The sequence below is a fragment of the Roseiarcus fermentans genome (assembly GCF_003315135.1).
GTDB classification, from domain to species: Bacteria; Pseudomonadota; Alphaproteobacteria; order Rhizobiales; family Beijerinckiaceae; genus Roseiarcus; species Roseiarcus fermentans.
Window position 1 is genome coordinate 1 of sequence record NZ_QNRK01000023.1, and the last position, 20,356, is coordinate 20,356.

The window sequence follows — 20,356 nt, forward strand, 5'->3', positions numbered from 1 at the left end:
CAGGACCGCAGCCGTCTGGGCAACGGTCCCGAAAATCTCGCCGTTCTCCGCCACATGGTCCTGAACGTCATGCAGAAAGACGGCGAGAAAGGCTCACTCCGCGGCAAGTTCAAACGAGCCGGTTGGGACGAAGCCTACCTCGCCCGCCTCCTCACCCTGTTTTGAAATGCGATCGCCCTGCCGCTCCGGGTCGGTCATCTTGACGGAACACGGCTCACGCTTGCAGAATGGCGCGTTTTCCTCCCGGTGGGAACCGTCACCACAGGCAATCTCCATGAAACGAAGACTTCTCGCCGGCTTCGCCGCGCTTGCGACGGCGCTCGCGGCGGCGAATGCCGAGGCCTGCACCCGCATCGTCTATGAATCCGGGACGAAGGACGCGATCGTCGGCCGGACCATGGACTGGATGGTCGACCCCGCCACCGACCTGTGGGCCTTCCCGAAGGGCATGCAGCGGGACGGGGGCGTGGGCCCGCGCTCGATCGCCTGGACCTCGAAACACGGGTCGGTGATCGCCTCGTTCTACAACGTCGCGACCGTCGACGGGATCAACGACGCCGGGCTCGTCGCCAACACGCTCTATCTCGTCGAAAGCGACTACGGCGACGCCGAGGCGTCGAAGAAGCCTCAGATCTCGGTCGGCGCCTGGACCCAGTACGCGCTCGACAATTTCGCCACCGTGGCCGAGGCGGTGGACGCCCTCTCGAAAGAGCCGTTCGCGATCGTCGCGCCGGAGCTGCCGGGCGGGCACAAGGCGGCCGGGCACCTTTCGCTCGCCGACGCCTCCGGCGACAGCGCGATCTTCGAATACGTCGGCGGCAAGCTCGTCATTCATCACAGCCCGACCTACACGGTCATGACCAACTCGCCTGACTTCGAGAAGCAGCTTGCGCTCGACGCCTACTGGCGCGACATCGGCGGCTCCCGCTTCCTGCCCGGAACGATCCGGTCGCCGGACCGCTTCGCCCGGGTCAGCTACGCCCTCGGCGCCGCGCCGCACGAGACGGACCCGCGGCTGGCGACGGCGACGGTGTTTTCGCTCATTCGCTCCATCTCGGTGCCGCTCGGCATCTCTGACCCGAACGAGCCGAACATCGCCTCGACCATCTGGCGGACCGTCGCCGACACCGAGGCGCGGCGGTACTATTTCGAATCCGCCTACAGCCCCACGATCTTCTGGGTCGACCTCGGCAAGCTCGACCTTTCGCCCGGCGCAAAGTCGATGAAGCTCGATCTCGCGGGCCATCCGGTGATCGCGGGCGAGGCCTCGGACAAATTCGTCCCGGCCGAGCCGTTCAAATTCCTGTCGCACTGACGCAGGGCTGCGCCGCAGACGCCCCCGCGGGGGCGTTGACGGCGGCGCCCGATCCGGTGACACTCGCCGCTCGTAAAAAGGGGCGGCGAGGGAGAAGGGGCGCCGATGCCGTATTTCGTTCGACAGCCGTACGCGAGCGCCGAGGCGCGGCAGCCGGCGGGCGCCCGCCCCGAAGAGAGGGACGTTCTCGACATCGCCCGCGACGTGCTCGCGTCCGCGAGCGCTTCGAAGCCGCGCTTCCGCATCCGCGCCCCGCTGCGGCCCGGGGAAAAGGGCGAGATGGTGCTCGAACTGACCGCCGAGGGCGGGTCGCCGCTCAAGGTCAGCGTCAGCGCCGGCGATCTCGTCGGGCGGCGGGCGAGAATCCCGGCGGAGGCGACCGCGGTGGTTCCGTCCTCCCTGACCGTTCCGGCCGGCGGCTCCGCCGACGTCAAGATCACGGTCGCGCCGCCGCCGGGCGCGGCGCCGGGGCTTTACGCCGGTACGCTCACGGTGACCGGCGACGACGCCTTTTCCGCGCCGTTCGAGGTCGAGGTGCGCTGAGGCGGGTTATTTCCGCCCCGGCCTTGCTCGCCGGCATGCACACGTCGCGGCCTGCATGATCCTGCAAAACGGGCACGCCGCTGCTCAGGCGGAACGCCTATGGGAGGTGGGCGGCGCGCGACGAAGGCGACGTCGGCCGTGAGCTGTCAAGACTCTACGGCTTCCCGCTCGACGTCGCTTGCAAGCGCGAGGGACTCGCCGTGATCGCGCGGGCGCTTGAGAGCCGCGACCTCGCCGTCGCCTGAACAGTTTCGTCAACCCGAAAAAGAATCCGATCAAACAGATGCGGGATCAGGTCAGTGCTGCGCTACGCGCAACCCCACCTCGACAAGTTATCTGGCATGCGCAGACGTTGAAGGGCTTTCAGGGGTTAAGCGAGTCTGCAAAGGACCTCAAGAACGACCGCCTGATAGTGGTCTACGATCCTAACGGAGAACCGCGATGACTGCGCCGGGGTTGAAACTGTGGTGGGGGCCGCGCGAGCGATCGCAGACCGACGACGCCCGTAGTCTGTCGCGTTTCGTGAGCGGACTTCCGGCTTTCGACCCGATCTACGAGAGCTGGCTCGAGTCGCCAGAAACCGGGCATGAAGTGCTGCCTGTGCCGTTGAGCGAAAGCGTTGCTGAGCAACGCCTGATCGACGCCATCGCACATGACGATTTCGGCCGCGTCTTACCGTCGCTGGGGAGCCACGTCGGCGCCGGACACGCGGGACCGCCACCCTATGACTTCCGCGAGTCGCATATCGCAGGCACCCAATGCAACATCGGGGGGTTCGGCCGGTCAGCGTCTGCCAGTCCGAACTTCATCCTCATGCGCCTCGCGGCGATACGTTCCTCGACAGGTCGGCCGTGGCGCGCGTCCGAGTTGAGGCCGATGATGAGATTCGCGCGCGAGGTTTGGAATCCGACAGAAATGTGCGCGCAGTTCTCCTTCGGCTCGCGCTTCCTCCCTGAGATTGCCGACCCGACCTGGGCGGCGGGAAAGCGGCCTCTGGAGCCGTGGGTCGGCTGGATCACCTATCTGCCGCCCCACCTCGCGGCGCGGGCCAAAGTCCCCACCGACACCCATGTCGAGACCCTCGACGACGGCGCGGCGCTGGTGACGCTGTGCGAAGAGCCGTTCGACAAGCCCGACGCGGAAGGCATGGCGCGTCTGCATGCGCTCGAAGCGGCGCTTCGCCCGATCCAAAGCTGACTTCGCTGGACGAGAGACCCGTTCGAATTCCCGAAGCGGTTCCCTCTGACTTGCACATATGGATGGAACCCAAGAAGGACCCCAGATTTCAAATGACGGACCAAGCGGAGGCCGCCCTCGCCAGCGACCGTGGCGTCATCTGGCACGTGCAAACGCCGAAAGGCTTTCGAGGATTGAACGTGATCGCGCAGAGGCTCGACTACGGAAACCTGACCGTCGTCTACGATCCCAATGGAAAGGGAGAACACGAGTGACCAGGCCGCAGCTAAATCTCTGGTGGGAGCCGCGCGAGCCGGGGCAAGCGGGCGACGCCCGACGACTCGCCCGATTCGTCAGCGGCCTGCCCACCTTCGACCCGATCTACGCGAGCTGGCTCGAGTCGCCGAAAACGAAGAAGCAAGTCCTGCCCGTGCCGTTGAGCGAAGCCGCGGCGGAACAGCTCCTCGTCGACCGGATTTCTCGCTACGAGGTCGGGGGCGCCCCGTGGCCAGAATTGGGAAGCGACATCTGGGGCGGTCACGCGGGACCGCCCCCTTACGACTTCCGTAAGTCGAGCTACGCCGACACCGATTGTCATGTCGGACAGTACGGGCGATCGGCCGCTGTCAATCCCAACGATATTTTCATGAGGCTGTCCGAGCAGCGTCCCACGACCGGAAAGCCATGGCGCGCCTCCGAAGTCAGACCCCTGATGAAATTCATCCGCGAGGTCTGGGCGCCGGCGGAGATGTGTGCGGTCTTTCCTTTTTTTGACTTCCCCGAGACCTCTGACCCGACCTGGGCCGCAGGGAAGCGAACACTCAAGCCGTGGATCGGCTGGATCACCTATCTGCCGCCCGACCTCGCCGCGCGCGCCAAGGTTCCCGCCGACACCCATGTCGAGACCCTCGACGACGGCGCGGCGCTGGTCACTTTGTGCGAGGAGCCGTTCGACAAGACCGACGCGGAAGGCATGGCGCGTCTGCATGCGCTCGAAGCGGCGCTTCGGCCGATCCAGACGTGAGCGGCGAACCGAGAGACGCCGAGACCTCCGAGCGGCGATCGGGTCGACGAAACGGCGCGGCTCAAATTCGATCGCCGGCCGAAGCTCACGGCGTTTCGTCAGACCGCGCCCCGGATTGCGTGCGCGAGATGTTCGAAGCCTCGGAGCGGAATTCATCTTCCGGATGAGGCGTCGAGTCTGCCGCCAGTCTCGATCGCCTGCCCAGCCTCTCCTCGACGCGAGCCTTCGGAGGGGCTCAGGCTTCCCGCTCGACCATGTAGTCGAGGAGGTGGGCGATGAAGTCGCGATCCTCCCCTGCGGCGCCGGCGAACGCCGTGGGGAAGGCCGCCTTCGCCCCTTCGACCAGGCGGTCGGCGGCCGTTCGGGCGTAGGCGATGCAGTCGTGCCGCTTCATGGCGTCGAACACCCAAACAACCTCGGCTTCCTTGCGCGCGCCCCGCGGCGTCGCCAGGAAGCGGGTGAGCCTCGCGTGGTCGCGCCCGTCGAGCGCGCCGGCGAGCCGGGCCAGCATCAGCGTGCGCTTGCCCTCGTAGAGGTCGCCGAGAATCTCCTTGCCGTAGCGGTCCTCCGAGCCGACCAGGTTGAGGATGTCGTCGCGGATCTGGAACGCCGCCCCGAGCAGGAAGCCGAATTCGTTGAACGAATCGAGATCGCCGCCGCCCCGCGCGATCAGGGCGCCGATCCGGCAGGGGTGGATGAAGCTGTACCAGCAGGTCTTCTTCAGCGTCATCCGAAGGTAATCCGCAGGGCCGACGTCGAGCGCGTTGTCGCGGATCCAGCCGAGCTCGAGCGCCTGGCCTTCGAGCGATTCCGAGGTCAGGTGATCGAACTCGTCGAGGACGCGGGCCGCGGTTCCGGGGCCGAGGAGCGCGATGTTGTCCCACAGCATGCGAAACGCGTTGGCCATCATCGCGTCGCCGACATTGATGGCGAGCGGGACGCCGAGTTCGGCGTGCAGACAGGGGACGCCGCGACGGGTTTCGCTCTGGTCCTGGATGTCGTCGTGGATCAGGAAAGCGTTGTGCAGCAGTTCGAGCGCGGCCGCCGACGGCAGCGCGTCGTTCAGCGCGCCGCCGAACGCCCGGCACGAGGCGATCAGCAGGGCGGGGCGGATCCCCTTTCCCGACCGCGCGCAAAAGTCGCGCATCGGCTGATAGAGGTGTCTGGCCGGCTCGCCCTCGGGCAGCCGGGCGAGCAGCGTCTTGCGCGCGAGGCCGCCGTATTCGGCCAGTCGATCGAGAAAGGCGGCCCGCTCCATCGGTCAGGCTTTTTGCCGGATGCGCAGGCGCGCGGGCGCGGCGCCCCGCTCCACGGCGTCCGCCGCGGCGGCGGGCGTCGCGGGCGGCAGGTCGGGGCCGAGGTCGGCGAGCCACGGCGCCGCGGCGGCGGCGGCCGCGGAGGCGATGTCCGCGCCCGGCGCGGGCGCTCCGAGGCCGGGCAGGTTCTGCGACGCGGTCTGCAGCGGCCGCGTCGGGACGCCGATCAGCGACAGCGCCTTGGCCGCCACCGGGTCCGACAGCGGGCCGCCGGCCGCGGCGAGCGCGTCGGCGATCGGCGCGACGGCTGCGAGCGGGCCAGCGCCGCCGGCGGTCACGCCGGTCGCGTCCTGCGCCATCGCGAGCGCCGCCTGCACGCCGCGGGCGAAGCGGCCGTCCCACGGCAGGCCCGCCTGGTAGCGGGCGCGGTCGTAGGCGCGGAAGGGAGCGAGCGCGTCCGGCTCGTGCAGGTTCCACACCCGGCAGGGCGGGGCGCCCGAGCCGCTGCGCTCGAGGATCGCATTGACGGCGCGGCGGGCGGCCTCGTTCGCGCCCTCCATCGTCGCGAGGTCGGTGTAAGTGCGGACGTAGTCGGAGGCGAGGACGAAATTGGGGATCGCGGTCGCCGCCTCCGGCCGCAGCCGCCAGGTGTTGGCGTTGTTGACCAGGAGCGGCTCGACGTCGCTCTCGCGTCCGGGATCGTCGGGATCGTCGACGATGTCGGGATCGAGGAACCAGAAGTGCAGGTCCTCGTCGCGCAGCGCCTCGCCGCCGACGTTCAGGCTGCGCTTGACCTGCGCCCACACTTCGCCGGCGATCTCGGCGCGGGTGCAGTCGATCGCCGCCTTGCCGTTGAAGCCCGGCGTGTCCCACTGGGAAATGTCGACCGACAGGATGCCGCGGGTCTTGCCGTCGCCCCAGTCGGCGAAGTCGATCGCGGTCCAGAACTGGCGCTGCGAAACCGCGGTCAGCGCCCACGGGCTGTCGATGAAGATGATGTGGCCGTGGACGATGGGCGCGTCGCGCAGCAGGTAGAACTGGATGCCGTTCATCCATTGCACGCTGTTCGACAGCGCCGCCAGATTGGCGAGCGACGGGTCGATCGCGGTCATCGCCGGCCCGATCAAGGGCGCCATGCGCTCGACCGGCAGCGCGCCGACGAACCAGTCGGCGGTCACGCGCGCCGTCCGGCCCGCCATCCGCACGCTCGCGCTCTCGATTCGTCCGCCGGCGACGTGGATCGCCGTCACCTCGGCGTCGAGATGATAGACGAGGCCCTTCGCGGTCAGATACGCGAGCCACGGCCCGATCCAGACTTCGTTGGTCGGGCCGTTGAACAGCCGGTCGGAGGCGATCCCCGGCGCCACGATTCCGAACAACAGCTGCACGAAGATGTCGCCGATGGTCTTGACGCTGGCGAACTTCGCCTTGGCGGCGACCAGCGACCGGGTGATGCCGATCGCGAGCAGCTTCTGGTAGGCTTCGGAGCGCTCCTCGGCGCCGACGAAGTCCCACCAGTTCATCTTCTCGTATTCCTCGAAGCGGCGCTCCTCGCACGAGGTGATGATCCGCCAGACGCAGCCGGCGAAGAATTCGATGTCGGCGTAGGGGATGTCGTTGCGCGGCGAGATCGCCCACAGGAACGTCTGCAACGTGGTCGCGAGTTCGGCGGCGTTGGCGGGAAAGCGCGACGGCAGGACGATCCCGGGCCGGTCGTAGCTCGCCACCAGAACCTCGGTCGTGTCGACGAGGCGATCGAACACCGTGCCGCCTTCGCACGGAATGCGCGACAGGGTGTCGGTGACGTGGCGATAGAAGTTGGGAAAGAAGCGGAAGCCGTGCTCGCCCGGCACATGCCGCCGCGTGTGCCTTGCGCGCCCGCCCGCCTCGGCCGCCTCGACCCCGCCGAGATAGGCGTTCTTGCCGTCGTCGTAATGGCCGACGCCCTCGCGCACCGGGATCGAGCGCGCCTTGCCGCCCGGGATCTTCAGCTTCTCGTAAACCTCGACCGCGAACCCCCGCTCGATCAGTTCGTGCGCCGCGCTCAGGCCCGCGACCCCGCCGCCGAGAATGACCACCTTTTGCGGCATGGCGACGCCCCTCAGATCGTGTCGGATGATGTCGTGCGGAAGGCGTAGAGGTCGTACTCGACGACGAAGCGCTCGAGGTCGACCTCGCCGACGCTGAAGCACTGCAGGCGGTTCAGCCAGCGGTAGCGCGGCTCTGTGGTGAGATAGCGCGGCGCGAAGCGCAAGGGCGCCCGCTTCGGCCCGCCGCCGGCGGCGAGCTGCCGGTATCCGTCGGGTCCGAAGTCGACGACGCCGCTGTATTCGGTGAGGATGATTCCGCCGCCCTCCGGTCGGATCAGGGCGTTGATCTCGGCGATCCCCACCCCGTCAGGGCGAATGCGCATCCAGTCGCCGCCGAGCGGCATGATCTCGCCCGTGACGGCGGGCCCACGGACGGTCCCGCCGGCGCGCAGCAGGAACTTCATCCGCAGCCCGTCCGGCGTCTCGCCGACCGGATCGCGGTCGGGATGGACCGGCGCCGTGACCCGGAACAGAAACTCCGGCTCGAAGGCGAAGCGGGCAGGGTGCGAGGGCGCGACCGGCCCGGGCGGGGCGGGTTCGGGCCGGGCCGGGCGCGGGGCCGGGGCCTCGGCGCTCGCCACGGGCGCGAGCGCAAAACCGCCGCGGCGGGGATCGGCCTCCCGCCCCGAGCAGGACATGAGCGGAACGAAGGCGACGCGGGCCCCTTGCGCCTGCCGCGGCAGGTCGATGGCGAACCAGTCCTCGCCGGCCGGGCGCGGCGCCGACGGCAGCCGGACGCCGCGGGCGAGGCGCTCCGCGCCGCCGTCGACCGTGTAGACGGCGGTGACGACGTTCGAGGGATGCGCCGGCCGGGCGGCGACGACGATGCGCATCGCCCCCGGCGCGCCCTCGCCGGCGAGGTCGGGCGCGCCCCAGCGCAGGGTCAGGCCCTTTTCGGAATAGTGCGCCATGACCGTCCCGGAAGGCGTTACGGGCCGACGACTTTCTTGACCAGGGCCAGCGCCGTCGCGTCCTTCACCCTCAGGACGAACCGCTGCGACACGCGGAACACGCTTTCGCCGTCCTCCTTCGCCTGGAGGTAACGCACGTGAATGTCGCTCCCGACCACGATCTCGGCCGGATTGCCCTGGAGCGAGACGACGATCCCGGTGCCGGGCTCGAGCGTGCTCGAGCGCAGAAGCGGGCCGCTGAGCACAGGCGGAAGGCTGTCGGCGGGCAGGACCATCGAGTTCGGCATGGGGGTATAGACCGCCGCGAACAGGTCGCTCGCGAGCACGCATGCGTAGGGCTTGTAGTAGGCCGCCGCCTCGATGGCGTCGATCGCCTCGACGACCGCGGTGAAGACGTTGGCGCCGAGGTCCGCGCCGGCCCCCGGGCGGATGGGAATGGTCCTGGCGGCCGCCGCCAGCGCCGCGAGCCCCTCGGCGGTCGCGCCGGAGACCGAATACACCAGCGGCAGGCCGTCGGCGCCCGGGATCACCGGGGGCGCGCCCGCGTTGACGGTCATGCCGCGGAAGATGACGGCGTCCTCGACCCGCGCGATGATGTTGGCGGCGCGCCGGAACATGACGGCGGCGGCGCCGAGCTCCCGGTCCGCCAGCATGTGGTTCTTCAGATTGACGTTCACCGCCACGGTGGCGAGGCGGATGGTGGCGTAGTCGTCGACCGACAGCGTTCCGGCCTCCCCGGCCTTCGGCTGATGCAGGCTGTCGGCCGGCACGGTGGTCGCGTCTCCGGGCAGCGGCCCGTATAGCGGCAGAAACGACGCGGCGACCCGCGCGCGCAGCGCTTCGTCATGGACGATCTGGCGGATCTGGCTCCACTGCTCGTCCGTCAAGGCGGGTCCCAGTTCGCTCATGCTCTTCCCTCCCGTCGCCAATGTCCCTGCAGATCTATCACTTTTGCGGAATTCTCGCGCGATTCCATCAACCCGCGCAACGTCGCCTCGGCGTTGCGCACGAGCGGCGGCGCCCCTTGCGCGATCGCGATCGACAGGGCGGCGCGCGCGTCCTCGGCCGCCCGTTCGAAATCGCCGAGCTTGCCGCGCGCCACGGCGCGCACGCGATGCAACTCGGGCAGATAGGTGCGTTCGGCGCGGCGATGGGCGTCCGCGATGGCCTCGGAAAGGCGGGCCTCCGCCTGGCGGGCCTCGCCCGCGTCGATCAGCAGTTCGCCGAGCCGCGGCTCGAACTGGCTCATCACGATCGAAGCCCCGGTGGCCTTGAAAGCGGTGATGTTGTCGATTGCGGCGCGGATGGCGCCGTCCCGGTCGCCGTCCGCCGCCCGCGCGAACGCCTGGGCGACCCGCGCCATGTGCTCCCAGAACCGGAAGCCTTCCTCGACGGAAATGCGCACTGCGCGCTCGGCGATCGGCGCGAGCTTGTCCCATCGCCGCGCGAACACGAGATAGTAAGACGACACGCACAGGCAATGAACCAGCGCCGGCGGGTGCTGCAGCGCCTCCGCCATGGCGTGCGCCCGCTCCAGCGCGGCGTCGGCCTCGGCCTCCTGGTCGAGGAACCAGTGGACGTTGGCCATCAGGGTCGGCAGGGCGAGGCTCGGCGACAGCTGGAACGTCCTGAGCGCGAGGAGATCGGCGTCGCGGTCGTAGCGCGCGAGCCCGGCCTCGCCGGCCGCGAGCGCCTCGCGATACTCGCCGCGGGAGTAGTGGCTGTAAGTCAGCGCATGCGCGGCGGCGAGCGCGAGAAACGTGCTTCCCGTCTCGTCGGCCATGGCGGACACGGAGCGCGCGCAGTCGAGCGCCGAATCCATCTCGCCGCGGATGAAATAGTTGGTCCACAAGCCCCAGGTGGCGCCGCAGAGCGCCTCGCCGTCGGAGACCTGGGTCGCGATCGCGATCGCTCGCCGGCAGGCCGTCTCGACATCGCGCGCCGCCCAGCCGTAAATCGCCGAGGTCGCGGGCGCCAGCGCCATCTGGATCTGAAGCTCGGTCCTGGCGCTCTCCGCGGTCTCCGGAAGCAGGGTCATCTGCTCCAGCGCCGAGCGCAGGTGAGTGATGGCGGGCGCGTTCGCCGCCCGGTCGAGCGCGTGCATCCCGGCCGCCAGCCAGTACGACACGGCCGGTTCGGCGAGGCCGCCCTTCGAGCAGTGACGCGCAATCTCTTCGGGTTCCGCTCCGGCGAAAGCCGGGTCCTGGGACAGCATCGCCTCGGCGACGGCGCGATGCAGCTCGCGGCGCCGCTTTCTCAGCAGCGATTCATAGGCCGCGTCCTGGATCAGCGCGTGATGGAAGGCGATCCCGACCGCGTCGGTGTCGAAATTCTCGCGCGCGAGGCCGGATTCGCACAATCGCCTCAGGCCGCCGTCGATGTCCGGATGATCGGGCGCGACGGCGCGCAACATGGCGGAGGTGAATTCCCGCCCGATGACGCTGCCGATCTGCGCCAGCTCCTTGGCCTCGCCGAGCTGGTCGAGCCGCGCCATCAGGGAGTCCTGCAGGGTCGCGGGGATGGTCAGCGATTCGGGCGACTCGACGGCGCGCCGCAATCCAGGCACCGCGTCGAGCACCGCGTGCGCCAGTTCCTCGACGAACAGCGGCACGCCGCCCGCCTTGTCGAGGATCGTGCGCACCACCGCCGACGGCAGGATGTGGTCGCGCATGACGGCTGCGAGCAGCTGCGCCCCGGCGTCGGCGTCGAGCGGATCGAGGACGATCGACGCCGACTGCTTGGCCTGCGGCCACGGGGCGACGAACTCCGGACGGTGGGTGATGAGCAGCATCACCGACAGCCGGGGAATCCGGTCGATCAGCGTCGCCAGGAATTCGAGCGTGGCGGCGTCCGCCCAATGCGCGTCCTCGATCAGGATCAGCACCGGCGCGTCGCGGGCGACGCCGGCGAGCCAGCGCGCGAGCACCGCATAGATGCGCCGCGCGCGCCCCGCGGCGTCGAGGTCGGAGCGGGTTTCGGTCTCCATGCCCAGGAGGTCGTGCAGAAACCGCGCGTCGTCGGAGAACAGCGTCGGCGACGCCGCGACCAGCCGGCCGACCGCCGCCCGCGCCGCGTCGGCGGACAGGGTCCGCGACAGGCCGGCGCGCATTTCGATGTCGCGGACGATCGGATGCATCGCCCGGTTGGCGAGGTGGGCGGCGCAGTTCCAGCGGATGATTTCGGCGCGCTCGCGGCGGATCTGGTCGAGCACCGTCAGCGCGAGGCGCGACTTGCCGATGCCGGGCTCGCCCGACACCAGCACGATCTGTCCGCGGCCGGCGCGCGCCGCGTTCCAGCGGCCGATGAGCGCGTCGAACTCCTGTCCGCGGCCGACGAACGGGTTGAGACCGGCGAACGTGCGGGCGTCGAAGCGGTTCTGCGCCGACCCTTCGCCGATCAGGCGATACATCGTCACCGGCTCGGGAAAGCCCTTCAGGACGATGTCGCCGCGCTGCTCGTACTCGAACATGCCGCCGCACAGCCGCTGCGTCGCCTCGGAGATGATGATTTCCCCCGGCGCCGCGGCGCTCTGAAGCCGGGCGGCGAGGTTGAGCGTCTCGCCCACGATCGACTGCTCGACCGCCAGGCCGTTCGCGCCGTAGTCGCCGACCACCACGACCAGACCGGTGGCGACGCCGACGCGGACGCTCAACGGCTCGCCGTCCGGGGCGCGCAACTGGCCGATCTTGGCGACGATGGCGAGCGCGGCGCGCGCCGCGCTCTGGGCGTCGTCCTCGCGCGCCCTCGGAAAGCCGAAATGCGCCAGGACGCCGTCGCCCTGATAGCGGGCGACGTAGCCGCCGCCGCGGGTGATCACGCCGGCGCAGGTATCCTGGAAGACGCGGATGATTTCGCTGAAGTCCTCGGGATCGAGTCGCAGCGACAGCGGCGTCGACCCGACCAGATCGCAGAACATCGAGGTCAGCTGCCGGCGCTCGCCCACCATCGTGGCGCTGTGCCCGCCGCCGCCCGGCCGCTGCCCCGGCGGCGGAAGCCCGTTGTGCGTCGTGCGCGCCCGCAGGAATCGCTTGCGCTGCCCGAGCGTCAGTCCAAGCTCGCGCAGGTCGGCCTCGGTCAGTTCTTCGAGGGTGGCTACGTCGACGTCGTTCGCCGCGAGCACATCGTAAAACTCGCCGAGGCCGAAGCCGTCGAGCGCTGTTCGCAAGGCATCGCTCATCCGACCGCTCCGGCGCGGCCCGCCACTTCGAAAAGCACGTCCCTCTCCCGCCGTCCCAAGGATCGAATTTGTCACACTTCAGGCGAGCGTTTGCAACGTTTCTGACTGTATACTTTGGGAGCCGTCGGCCGCGAGCCGGCAATAGCCACGCCACGGCCGCAGGGGAAACGCCGCGGCGCGGCCGATCACCCGCGATCGCGCATCAGCCTCGACTTGTCGCGGTTCCAGTCGCGCGCCTTCTCGGTCTCGCGCTTGTCGTGCAGCTTCTTGCCGCGGCCGAGCGCGATGGCGATCTTGGCGCGGCCCTTCTCGTTGAAGTAGATCCGCAGCGGCACGATCGTCATGCCCTCGCGCTCGACGCCCCTGGCGAGCTTCACGATTTCCTTGGCGTGCAGCAAGAGCTTGCGGTCGCGCTTCGGCTCGTGGTTGAAGCGGTTGGCCTGCAGATATTCCGGGATGTTGGCGTTGTAGAGGATCACGGCGCCGTTGCGGTCGACGGCGGCGTAGCTTTCGGCCACCGTCGCCTTGCCGGTGCGCAGCGACTTCACCTCGGTGCCGGTCAGCATCAGGCCCGCCTCGAACGTCTCGCCGAGCTCGTAGTCGTAACGGGCGCGGCGGTTGTCCGCCACGATCTTGAAGTTGGGCTTTTCTTTTTCCGCCATCGCTCGCTTCGTTCCGGCGCCGCTCAGGCGTTCAAGAGTCCGGCGTGGACGAGGGCGCGCCGGATCACCAGCTCCGTCGCCTCCTTCACCGGGACGAGCGGCAGCCGCGTCTCGTCGCGCGCCCGGCCGAGCAGGCTCAGCGCGTATTTCGTGCCGTTGACCCCCGGCTCGGTGAAGATCGCCGCGTGCAGCGGCGCGAGCCGGTCCTGGAGCTTGAGGGCCTGGTCCCAGTCGCCGCGGAACACCGCCTCCATCTGCTCCGAGCACAGTTCCGGGGCGACGTTGGCGCTGACCGAGATGCAGCCGTGCCCGCCGGCAGCCATGGCGGCGAGCGCGGTCATATCTTCGCCGGAAAGCTGGATGAAGTCCGGGCCCATCGCGTGACGCTGGCGCGACACCCGGCCGACGTCGCCGGTCGCGTCCTTGACGCCGACGATATTGGGCAGCTCGTTCAGCCGCTTCATCGTCTCGACCGACATGTCGACCACGCTGCGGGGAGGGATGTTGTAGATGATGATCGGAATGCCGACGGCGTCGTTGATCGCCTTGAAGTGCTGATAGAGCCCGTCCTGCGTCGGCTTGTTGTAATAGGGCGTGACGACCAGCACGGCGTCGGCGCCGGAGCGCTCGGCGTGGCGCGCCAGCGCGACCGCTTCGACCGTGTTGTTCGAGCCGGCGCCCGCGATCACCGGCACGCGCCCGCGCGCTTCGTCGATGCAGATGTCGATGACGCGGCGGTGTTCCTCGTGGCTGAGGGTCGGGCTCTCGCCGGTGGTGCCGCAGGGGACGAGGCCGTGCGACCCGGACGCGATCTGCCAGTCGATCAGGCCGCGAAACGCCTGCTCGTCGATCGCGCCCTCCTTGAAGGGCGTCACCAGCGCAGGGATCGACCCGTGGAACTTCGCCCGCTCTCTCATGTGAACCCGTCCGTCGATCGTTCCGGCGGGCGCCGCCGTCGCGCCGTCCGCGTCCGTTCCCATAGACCCGACCGCGCGCGCGCGAAAGGGGGAAGCGGCGCCTTCGGCAGGGTTAACCCTTCGTCAGCAAAGCCGGCCCATCCTCGCGGCGAAGGATCGAACGCATGAGGATCAGGCCCGTCGCGGTCGTCTCGACCGTTTCCGTCTTCGCCGTGCTGGCCGCGGCGCCGCTGCATCGGGGCGATTTTGCGCCGCGGCCGGCCCAGGAGACCGCGCCGCCGGCGCGGGACGTCGCGCGCCCCGGTTCCGACCGGATCGATCCGGCGGCGCCCGCGGGCGGCGCGCCGTCCGCCTGGCCCGCGCCGCTGACCCGCATCGGCGCCTCGGTCGCAGCGCTCGCCGAGGCGGCGGGGGCGTCGGTCGCGACCCTGGCCCAGGACATGGCCGGGGACATCGCCCAGGACCGAGACCTGGCCAGAGACCTGGCCGAGGACATAGCCGCCCTCGTTCGCCGCGGCCTGTCGGCGAGCCCGCCCGCCGGGCCGGACGTCGCGCTGCCGGCGCCGGCGCCCGTCGTTCCGCCCGCCGCGGTCGCCTACAAGAAGGGCGACGCGGCCGCCCTGGCGGCGCTGGCGAAGGCCGAGTCCGACCCCGATCGCCGCCTCGCCCTGGAATGGGCGGCGCTCCGAACCGATCCGCATCCCGCCTTCGCCGCGCTGACCGCCTTCGCTTCCGCCCATCCCGACTGGCCGGGCGAAGGATACCTGCGCTATCGACAGGAGGCGGACCTGCTCGCGCGTCAGGCGCAGCCGGCCGAGATCGCCGCCTTCTTCGCGACCGGGCAACCGCAGTCGAGCGCGGGAAGGGTGGCGCTGGCGCGCGCGCTCGGCGCGTCGGGCCGGACCGACGAGGCGATCGGCGCTATCCGCGCCCTGTGGCGCGACGGCAATCTCGACGCCTGGACCGAGAGCGCGATCCTGCGCGACTTCGGCCCCGTGTTGACCAAGGCGGATCACAAGCGGCGCGCCGACCGCCTCCTGTACGCGGAGAGCTGGGCCGCGGCGTACCGCGCCGCGGCCCTCGCCGGCCCCGACGTGACGCGACTCGCCGACGCGCGCGCCGCCGCCGCGCGCGGGCCGCTGACCCCGTCGCTCGTCCGGGCGGTTCCCGATTCGCTGCGGAGCGACCCGGGCCTCCTGTTCGCCCGGGTCCAGGACGCGCGCCGCGCGGGCCGCGTCTACGAGGCCGCGACCCTGCTCGGGCTCGCGCCCGCCGATCCCGACGCGCTGGTCAATCCCGATCGCTGGTGGAGCGAACGGCGCATGGTGGCGCGGCAGCTTCTCGACCTCAACGAGCCGAAGCGCGCCTTCGCGCTGTGCGCCGGCGCGGCGACGCCGAACGAGCCGGCCAACGAGGTCGACCGCGAGTTTCACGCCGGCTGGATCGCGCTGCGCTTCCTCGGCGACGCGCCCGAAGCGGCGCGGCGCTTCGCCCTCGCGGCGATCGCCGCCGAGACGCCGCTGTCGATCGCGCGCGCCGAATACTGGCGCGGTCGGGCGGCCGAGGCGATGGGGGAGGGCGAGGAGGCGAGGCTGCACTATGAGAACGCGGCGACCGAGCCCGTCGCCTATTATGGCCAGCTCGCCGCCGGGCGCCTCGGCGTGACCCGGCTCGCGCTGCGCGCGCCGATGCGGGCGGCCGAAGGCGCGGAGCGGCGCGAAGGGGTCCGCGCCGCCGACGCGCTCTACGCCGAGGGCCTCGACGAGCTCGCGACCGCGCTCGCCTTCGAGGCGGCGCGCTCCTGGCGCGACGAGGCGCAGATCGCGGCCATGGCCGAGGTGGTCAAGAGCCGCGCGGACGCGGCGACCCAGGTCCAGTTCGGCAAGATCGCGATGCTGCGCGGCTATGCTTTCGACGCGATGGCGTTTCCGGCGACCGGCGTGCCCGCGTTCCTGCCGCTCGCCCATTCGGCCGACCTCGCCAGCGTCTATGCGGTCGCGCGGCAGGAGAGCGAGTTCGTCTGGCGCGCGTCGTCTGGCGCGGGCGCGAAGGGCCTTATGCAGATCCTGCCCTCGACCGCCGCCTCGACCGCGCGCCGGGCGGGCGTGGCCTACGACGTCGGGCGGCTGATCGCCGATCCGGCGTTCAACGCCCAGCTCGGGGCGGCCTTCCTCGGCGAGGTGATGGAGGACGAGGGCGGCTCGCGCGAACTCGCCTTCGCCGCCTACAACGCCGGTCCGGGCCGGGTGTCGCAATGGATCGCCGCCTACGGCGATCCGCGCAACGGCGCCGATCCGGTCGACTGGGTCGAGCGGATTCCGTTCGAGGAGACCCGCGACTACGTGCAGCGCGTGAGCGAGAACCTGGCGGTCTATCGGCAACGGTTCGCCGAGGAGCAGGCGCCGTCAGCCCAGCTGTCGCCGAGGGTGGCGAGGGACTGACGCGGGCGGCGTCCGGCGCGCGGCCGTCCCCGCCGGCGCCGTTCGTCCCGTGACCGGCGAGCGTTTCAGCCTTTCTTGATCTTCTCCGCCACCCGCGGGGCGAAATAGGTCAGCACGCCGTCGGCGCCGGCGCGCTTGAAGGCGATCAGGCTTTCCATCATCGCCTTGTCGCCGTCGATCCAGCCGTTCAAGGCCGCGGCCATGATCATCGCGTATTCGCCGCTGACCTGGTAGGCGAAGGTCGGGAAGCCGAATTCGTCCTTCACCCGGCGGATGATGTCGAGGTAGGGCATGCCGGGCTTCACCATCACCATGTCGGCGCCCTCCTCGAGGTCGAGCGCGACCTCGCGCAGCGCTTCGTCGCTGTTGGCCGGGTCCATCTGGTAGGTGCGCTTGTCGCCTTTCAGCGCGCCCTTGGAGCCGAGCGCGTCGCGGAACGGGCCGTAGAAGGCGGAGGCGTATTTGGCGGCGTAGGCGAGGATCTGGACGTCGAGGAAGCCTTCGGCGTCGAGCGCTGCGCGAATCGCGGCGACCCGCCCGTCCATCATGTCCGAGGGCGCGATGACGTCGGCGCCGGCGCGCGCCTGGTTGAGCGCCTGGCGCACGAGCGCCGCCACCGATTCGTCGTTGAGGATGTCGAGGTCGCCGCCGCGCTCGCGCACGAGGCCGTCGTGGCCGTGGCTGGTGTAGGGGTCGAGCGCCACGTCGGTGACGAGGCCGAGGTCGGGGAACTCCGCCTTGATCGCCCGGCAGGCGCGGCAGACGAGGTTGCCCTCGTTGTAGGCCTCGGTGCCGTGCTCGTCCTTGAGGTGCGCCTCGGTCGAGGGGAAGAAGGCGATCGCCGGGATGCCGAGCTTCACCGCCCGCTCGGCCTCGCGCAAGGCCTCGTCGACGCTCAGCCGGTCCACCCCCGGCATCGCCGCGACGGGAACCCGGGTCTTCGCGCCCTCGATCAGGAACAGCGGCCAGATCAGGTCGTTCGTCGTCACCACATTTTCCGACACGAGCCGCCGCGCCCATTCCGACTTGCGGTTGCGCCGCGGCCGGTGGGCGAGGTCGAGGCGATGGCTTTCGGCGATGTGCGACGGCTTGTTCATGGCGCTGAGACTCCTTCGCCGGCCCTCATACACCCGACCGGCCCGTTCTTGCGAGAGGACGCTCCGTCGCGGCCCGGATGTCCTTGACCAGGAGGAAGAGGTGGCGAGGGTCGGTCGGCGACGGCTCGAAATCGAAATGACGATAGAAAGCCGCCGCGCCGTCGTCTTTGGCGTGAACGGCCAGCGCGCGGACGCCGGCGATGTCGGCGGCCTGATCGGTCCGCCCGAGCGCGTCACGCAGCAGCCCCGCGCCGACGCCTCGTCCCTGCCAGTCCTCGCGCGCGGCCAGCCGCGCGAGGACCAAGAGCGGGATGGGATGACGAGGCATCCCCTTTGCGATCCGTTGCGGCGCGCCGGCGCGTTCGACCTGGCCGACGACGAACGTGCAATAGCCTATGACGTCGTCCTCGCGGACGGCGACATAAGTCTGTGACGCATTGGCGAACTGGGCCTGCAACGCATGCCGGATCAGAAAGCGATCGCGTTCCGGACGGCCGCAGCGGAACGCCTCGACCTTGTGTCCGCGATGCAGCTTTTCGATCCGCGCCGCGCCGTTCACGTCTGCGGGTCGAACAGCGACGGCTCCCGAAACAGGCGTTCGAGACGCGGAAGGCGGCGCGGCGGGGCGTCGAGCGCCTCCACGAAGCGTCGCCAGCCGTCTTCGTCCAGCGAGAAGATGCGGCGGTCGGCCAGACGTTCTTCCGCCTCGCTCAGCGCGCTCTCCACAACGAAGTCGCCGACCGACTTTCGCGCAGCTTTCGCCGCGGTTTGCAACGTCCTCTTGGCCGAGGGCGTGAGCCGGAGATCGAGCTTTTCCGTGCGCGTGGGGCGGGGCAAGGTCATGCTCGTTCTGTAACAACAGCGCCAGGCAGTGTCACGCAACACGCGGAGGCGAATTCGCCAATGATTCTAACTCCCAGGCCTCGGCGCTTGCCCCCACCACCATGCTTCGCATGGTCCCCCTCCCCCGCTTCGCAGGGGAGGAAATCGGCGCCGTCGCGGTTTCCTCCCCCGTGAAGCGAAGCGGAACGGGGGAGGGGGACCAGCCGAAGGCTGGTGGAGGGGGCCCGCTGAGCGGCAGGTTGGGCGTTACCAATTATTCACTCCGCCGGCTGGCGCGCCTGCGCCGCCCGCTCGCGCCCGAGGTCGCCGGCCATCGCCTGAAAGACGCCGTCGCGCCGCACCAGCGCATGAAACAGCGCCGCGGCGAGGTGCAGCAGGACGACGGCGTACAGCAGCAGCCCGAGCCCGACATGCGCCGCCCACAGCGCCGTGTGCAGCCCGTCGCTCTGCGGCGCGATCGGCGGGAGCCAGATCCCGCCCCAGAGCACGACCGGATAGCCGCCCGCCGACAGCATCGCCCAGCCGATCAGCGGCAGGCCGATCATCAGCGCATAAAGCGCGACATGCGATCCCTGCGCCGCGAGCTTCATCGGCGCGGGCAGGTCGCGCGGCAGGGGAGGGGCGCCCGAGCGCAGGCGGACGGCGAGCCGGATCAGCGCCAGCGCCAGGATCGCGATCCCGAGCGTCCTGTGCAGGGTGAACAGCGCCAGGTAGTTCGGGCTGACGGTCGAGACCATGTGCACGCCGACGAACAGCATCGTCAAAATGCAGGCGGCCATGATCCAGTGCAGCGCGCGCTGGAGCGAGGTGAAGCGGGTCATCGGCTCGCTCCGGTTGCGGTTCGCGGATAGTCTTTCGCTTCGGCCGCGCGGCGGTCGAACGACACCCGGTAGGCGGAGGAGCGCGCGGCCGGGAACGGGTCGTCCGAGGTCGCCATCCCGTTCGGCAGCACGGTCGGGTCGTAGTTGATGTCGCGGCAGGGGCCGTCGGCCTCGGCGACGATCGCCTGCGCCGTCAGCGTCCCGACCTCGACCTTGCGCCGGTCGTCCGGCCAGGCCTTGCTCGGGTCGGCCGTGGAGTCGCCGGGATCGGCGACCGTGACGACCATCGTCCATCGCGCCGGGCCGCTCCGGAGACGCTGGGCGATTTCCTCTTCGAGAAAATTCGGGCCGCGCTTGGCGAGTTCCTCGAGCGGAACGGGGGCGGGCCGGGCCTCGGGAACGAGCGACCAGCGCACGGCGCGCCGCGCGCCGGCGGCGTCGGTGAACACGAAGGCGTTCAGGCCGTTGTACCGCTCCTCGGCGTAGCTGCCGGTCCACGGCGCGCCGTTCGCCCAGGCGCCGAAGGCGGCGATCTCGGGATGCGCCGCGGCGAAGGTTTTCATCGCCTCGGGGTCCTTGCTGGCCGAAGCGTGCAGAAGCTCGAAAAAGGCGCCGGGCGTCGAGACCGCGAACACCGGCGGGTCGATCAGCGCCATGCGCCATTGCTGGCCGTCTGGGGTCGCGATCTCCACCCCCAGCCCGCGCACGCGCACCGTGGCGTCGGCGGCGTCTGGATTGGGCGTGCCGAGATTGAAGCGACCGACCACGGGGTAAACCCCTTTGGCGAACGCCTGCGCGGTCGAGAGCGCGGCGCCGGCGCCGTTCGCCTCGAACACGCCGGTGAAGCAGATCCCCTTGGCGTGGTTGCGGCGATGGCCGAGCGCGGGGCCGCCGGGCGGCGCAAAGGCGTCGACCAGCCGGTCCGGCGTGAGCCTTTGCGGCGACAGCCACCCGCCCGCATAGGCGAAGGCCGCGGCCGCGAAGGCGACGACGGCGGCGATGAGGACGAGGGAGCCGAGGGCGGAGCGGGGGGCGCGTCGAGGCGGCGCGGGCATGGGCGTCTCCGTCGAACCAGGGGCGGCG

Annotated in this window: 18 protein-coding genes; 6 read left to right on the forward strand and 12 right to left on the reverse strand. The window is 70.2% G+C overall.

Going from position 1 to position 20,356, the window contains the following annotated elements; translation table 11 throughout:
• The first annotated feature begins 274 nt into the window (after nucleotides 1–274).
• From DFR50_RS19240 to DFR50_RS19255, 5 genes are all read left to right on the forward strand, one after another.
• Nucleotides 275–1,315 (forward strand): linear amide C-N hydrolase, encoded by a 1,041-nt coding sequence (locus tag DFR50_RS19240; RefSeq protein WP_113890895.1) that lies wholly within the window; start codon nucleotides 275–277, stop codon nucleotides 1,313–1,315.
• A gap of 105 nt (nucleotides 1,316–1,420) precedes the next feature.
• Nucleotides 1,421–1,858, forward strand: a complete 438-nt coding sequence (locus DFR50_RS19245; RefSeq protein WP_113890896.1) for a COG1470 family protein — start codon at nucleotides 1,421–1,423, stop codon at nucleotides 1,856–1,858.
• 441 nt (nucleotides 1,859–2,299) lie between these two features.
• Nucleotides 2,300–3,055 (forward strand): Imm52 family immunity protein, encoded by a 756-nt coding sequence (locus tag DFR50_RS19250; protein WP_113890897.1) that lies wholly within the window; start codon nucleotides 2,300–2,302, stop codon nucleotides 3,053–3,055.
• A gap of 92 nt (nucleotides 3,056–3,147) precedes the next feature.
• On the forward strand, nucleotides 3,148–3,309 hold the full coding sequence (locus DFR50_RS32190; protein ID WP_170153293.1) for a hypothetical protein: 162 nt from the start codon (nucleotides 3,148–3,150) through the stop codon (nucleotides 3,307–3,309).
• Nucleotides 3,306–4,058 carry an Imm52 family immunity protein gene (locus DFR50_RS19255; RefSeq protein ID WP_170153294.1) on the forward strand — a complete coding sequence of 251 codons (753 nt, stop codon included), beginning with the start codon at nucleotides 3,306–3,308 and terminating at the stop codon, nucleotides 4,056–4,058. The genes DFR50_RS32190 and DFR50_RS19255 overlap by 4 nt, the downstream gene beginning before the upstream one ends.
• 235 nt (nucleotides 4,059–4,293) lie before the next feature.
• Here the strand turns inward: DFR50_RS19255 and DFR50_RS19260 are convergent, their stop codons facing one another.
• From DFR50_RS19260 to dapA, 7 genes are all read right to left on the reverse strand, one after another.
• Nucleotides 4,294–5,316: a polyprenyl synthetase family protein gene (locus tag DFR50_RS19260; RefSeq protein ID WP_113890899.1), complete on the reverse strand. Its 1,023-nt coding sequence runs from the start codon at nucleotides 5,314–5,316 to the stop codon at nucleotides 4,294–4,296.
• A 3-nt stretch (nucleotides 5,317–5,319) separates the two neighbouring features.
• Nucleotides 5,320–7,404, reverse strand: coding sequence for a hydroxysqualene dehydroxylase (locus DFR50_RS19265; protein ID WP_210208971.1), 2,085 nt, complete (start codon nucleotides 7,402–7,404; stop codon nucleotides 5,320–5,322).
• Between the two features lie 11 nt (nucleotides 7,405–7,415).
• Nucleotides 7,416–8,315, reverse strand: a complete 900-nt coding sequence (locus DFR50_RS19270; RefSeq protein WP_113890900.1) for a DUF3237 domain-containing protein — start codon at nucleotides 8,313–8,315, stop codon at nucleotides 7,416–7,418.
• 17 nt (nucleotides 8,316–8,332) lie between these two features.
• The gene (locus DFR50_RS32195) at nucleotides 8,333–9,223 is read right to left on the reverse strand and encodes an encapsulin (protein ID WP_170153295.1); all 891 of its coding nucleotides are present in this window, start codon (nucleotides 9,221–9,223) and stop codon (nucleotides 8,333–8,335) included.
• Nucleotides 9,220–12,492: an adenylate/guanylate cyclase domain-containing protein gene (locus DFR50_RS19280; protein ID WP_113890902.1), complete on the reverse strand. Its 3,273-nt coding sequence runs from the start codon at nucleotides 12,490–12,492 to the stop codon at nucleotides 9,220–9,222. Before DFR50_RS19280 ends, DFR50_RS32195 begins: the two co-directional genes overlap by 4 nt.
• 185 nt (nucleotides 12,493–12,677) lie before the next feature.
• Nucleotides 12,678–13,154, reverse strand: coding sequence for an SsrA-binding protein SmpB (smpB, locus tag DFR50_RS19285; RefSeq protein ID WP_113890903.1), 477 nt, complete (start codon nucleotides 13,152–13,154; stop codon nucleotides 12,678–12,680).
• A gap of 23 nt (nucleotides 13,155–13,177) precedes the next feature.
• Nucleotides 13,178–14,071, reverse strand: coding sequence for a 4-hydroxy-tetrahydrodipicolinate synthase (dapA, locus tag DFR50_RS19290; RefSeq protein WP_113890997.1), 894 nt, complete (start codon nucleotides 14,069–14,071; stop codon nucleotides 13,178–13,180).
• A gap of 164 nt (nucleotides 14,072–14,235) precedes the next feature.
• Here dapA and DFR50_RS19295 point away from each other — a divergent pair, with 164 nt between their 5' ends.
• The gene (locus tag DFR50_RS19295) at nucleotides 14,236–16,512 is read left to right on the forward strand and encodes a lytic transglycosylase domain-containing protein (RefSeq protein ID WP_113890904.1); all 2,277 of its coding nucleotides are present in this window, start codon (nucleotides 14,236–14,238) and stop codon (nucleotides 16,510–16,512) included.
• Nucleotides 16,513–16,577: 65 nt separating this feature from the next.
• On the opposite strand, the gene hemB is transcribed toward DFR50_RS19295, so the two are convergent.
• From hemB to DFR50_RS19320, 5 genes are all read right to left on the reverse strand, one after another.
• Entirely contained in the window at nucleotides 16,578–17,609 is a 1,032-nt protein-coding gene (gene hemB / locus DFR50_RS19300; RefSeq protein ID WP_113890905.1) for a porphobilinogen synthase, read from the reverse strand.
• Nucleotides 17,610–17,634: 25 nt separating this feature from the next.
• Nucleotides 17,635–18,168, reverse strand: coding sequence for a GNAT family N-acetyltransferase (locus DFR50_RS19305; RefSeq protein ID WP_113890906.1), 534 nt, complete (start codon nucleotides 18,166–18,168; stop codon nucleotides 17,635–17,637).
• Nucleotides 18,165–18,452 carry a type II toxin-antitoxin system TacA family antitoxin gene (locus DFR50_RS19310; RefSeq protein ID WP_113890907.1) on the reverse strand — a complete coding sequence of 96 codons (288 nt, stop codon included), beginning with the start codon at nucleotides 18,450–18,452 and terminating at the stop codon, nucleotides 18,165–18,167. Before DFR50_RS19310 ends, DFR50_RS19305 begins: the two co-directional genes overlap by 4 nt.
• Nucleotides 18,453–18,709: 257 nt before the next feature.
• Nucleotides 18,710–19,273 carry a cytochrome b gene (locus DFR50_RS19315; RefSeq protein ID WP_113890908.1) on the reverse strand — a complete coding sequence of 188 codons (564 nt, stop codon included), beginning with the start codon at nucleotides 19,271–19,273 and terminating at the stop codon, nucleotides 18,710–18,712.
• Nucleotides 19,270–20,328: a catalase family peroxidase gene (locus DFR50_RS19320; protein WP_113890909.1), complete on the reverse strand. Its 1,059-nt coding sequence runs from the start codon at nucleotides 20,326–20,328 to the stop codon at nucleotides 19,270–19,272. The genes DFR50_RS19315 and DFR50_RS19320 overlap by 4 nt, the downstream gene beginning before the upstream one ends.
• Nucleotides 20,329–20,356: the final 28 nt, after the last annotated feature.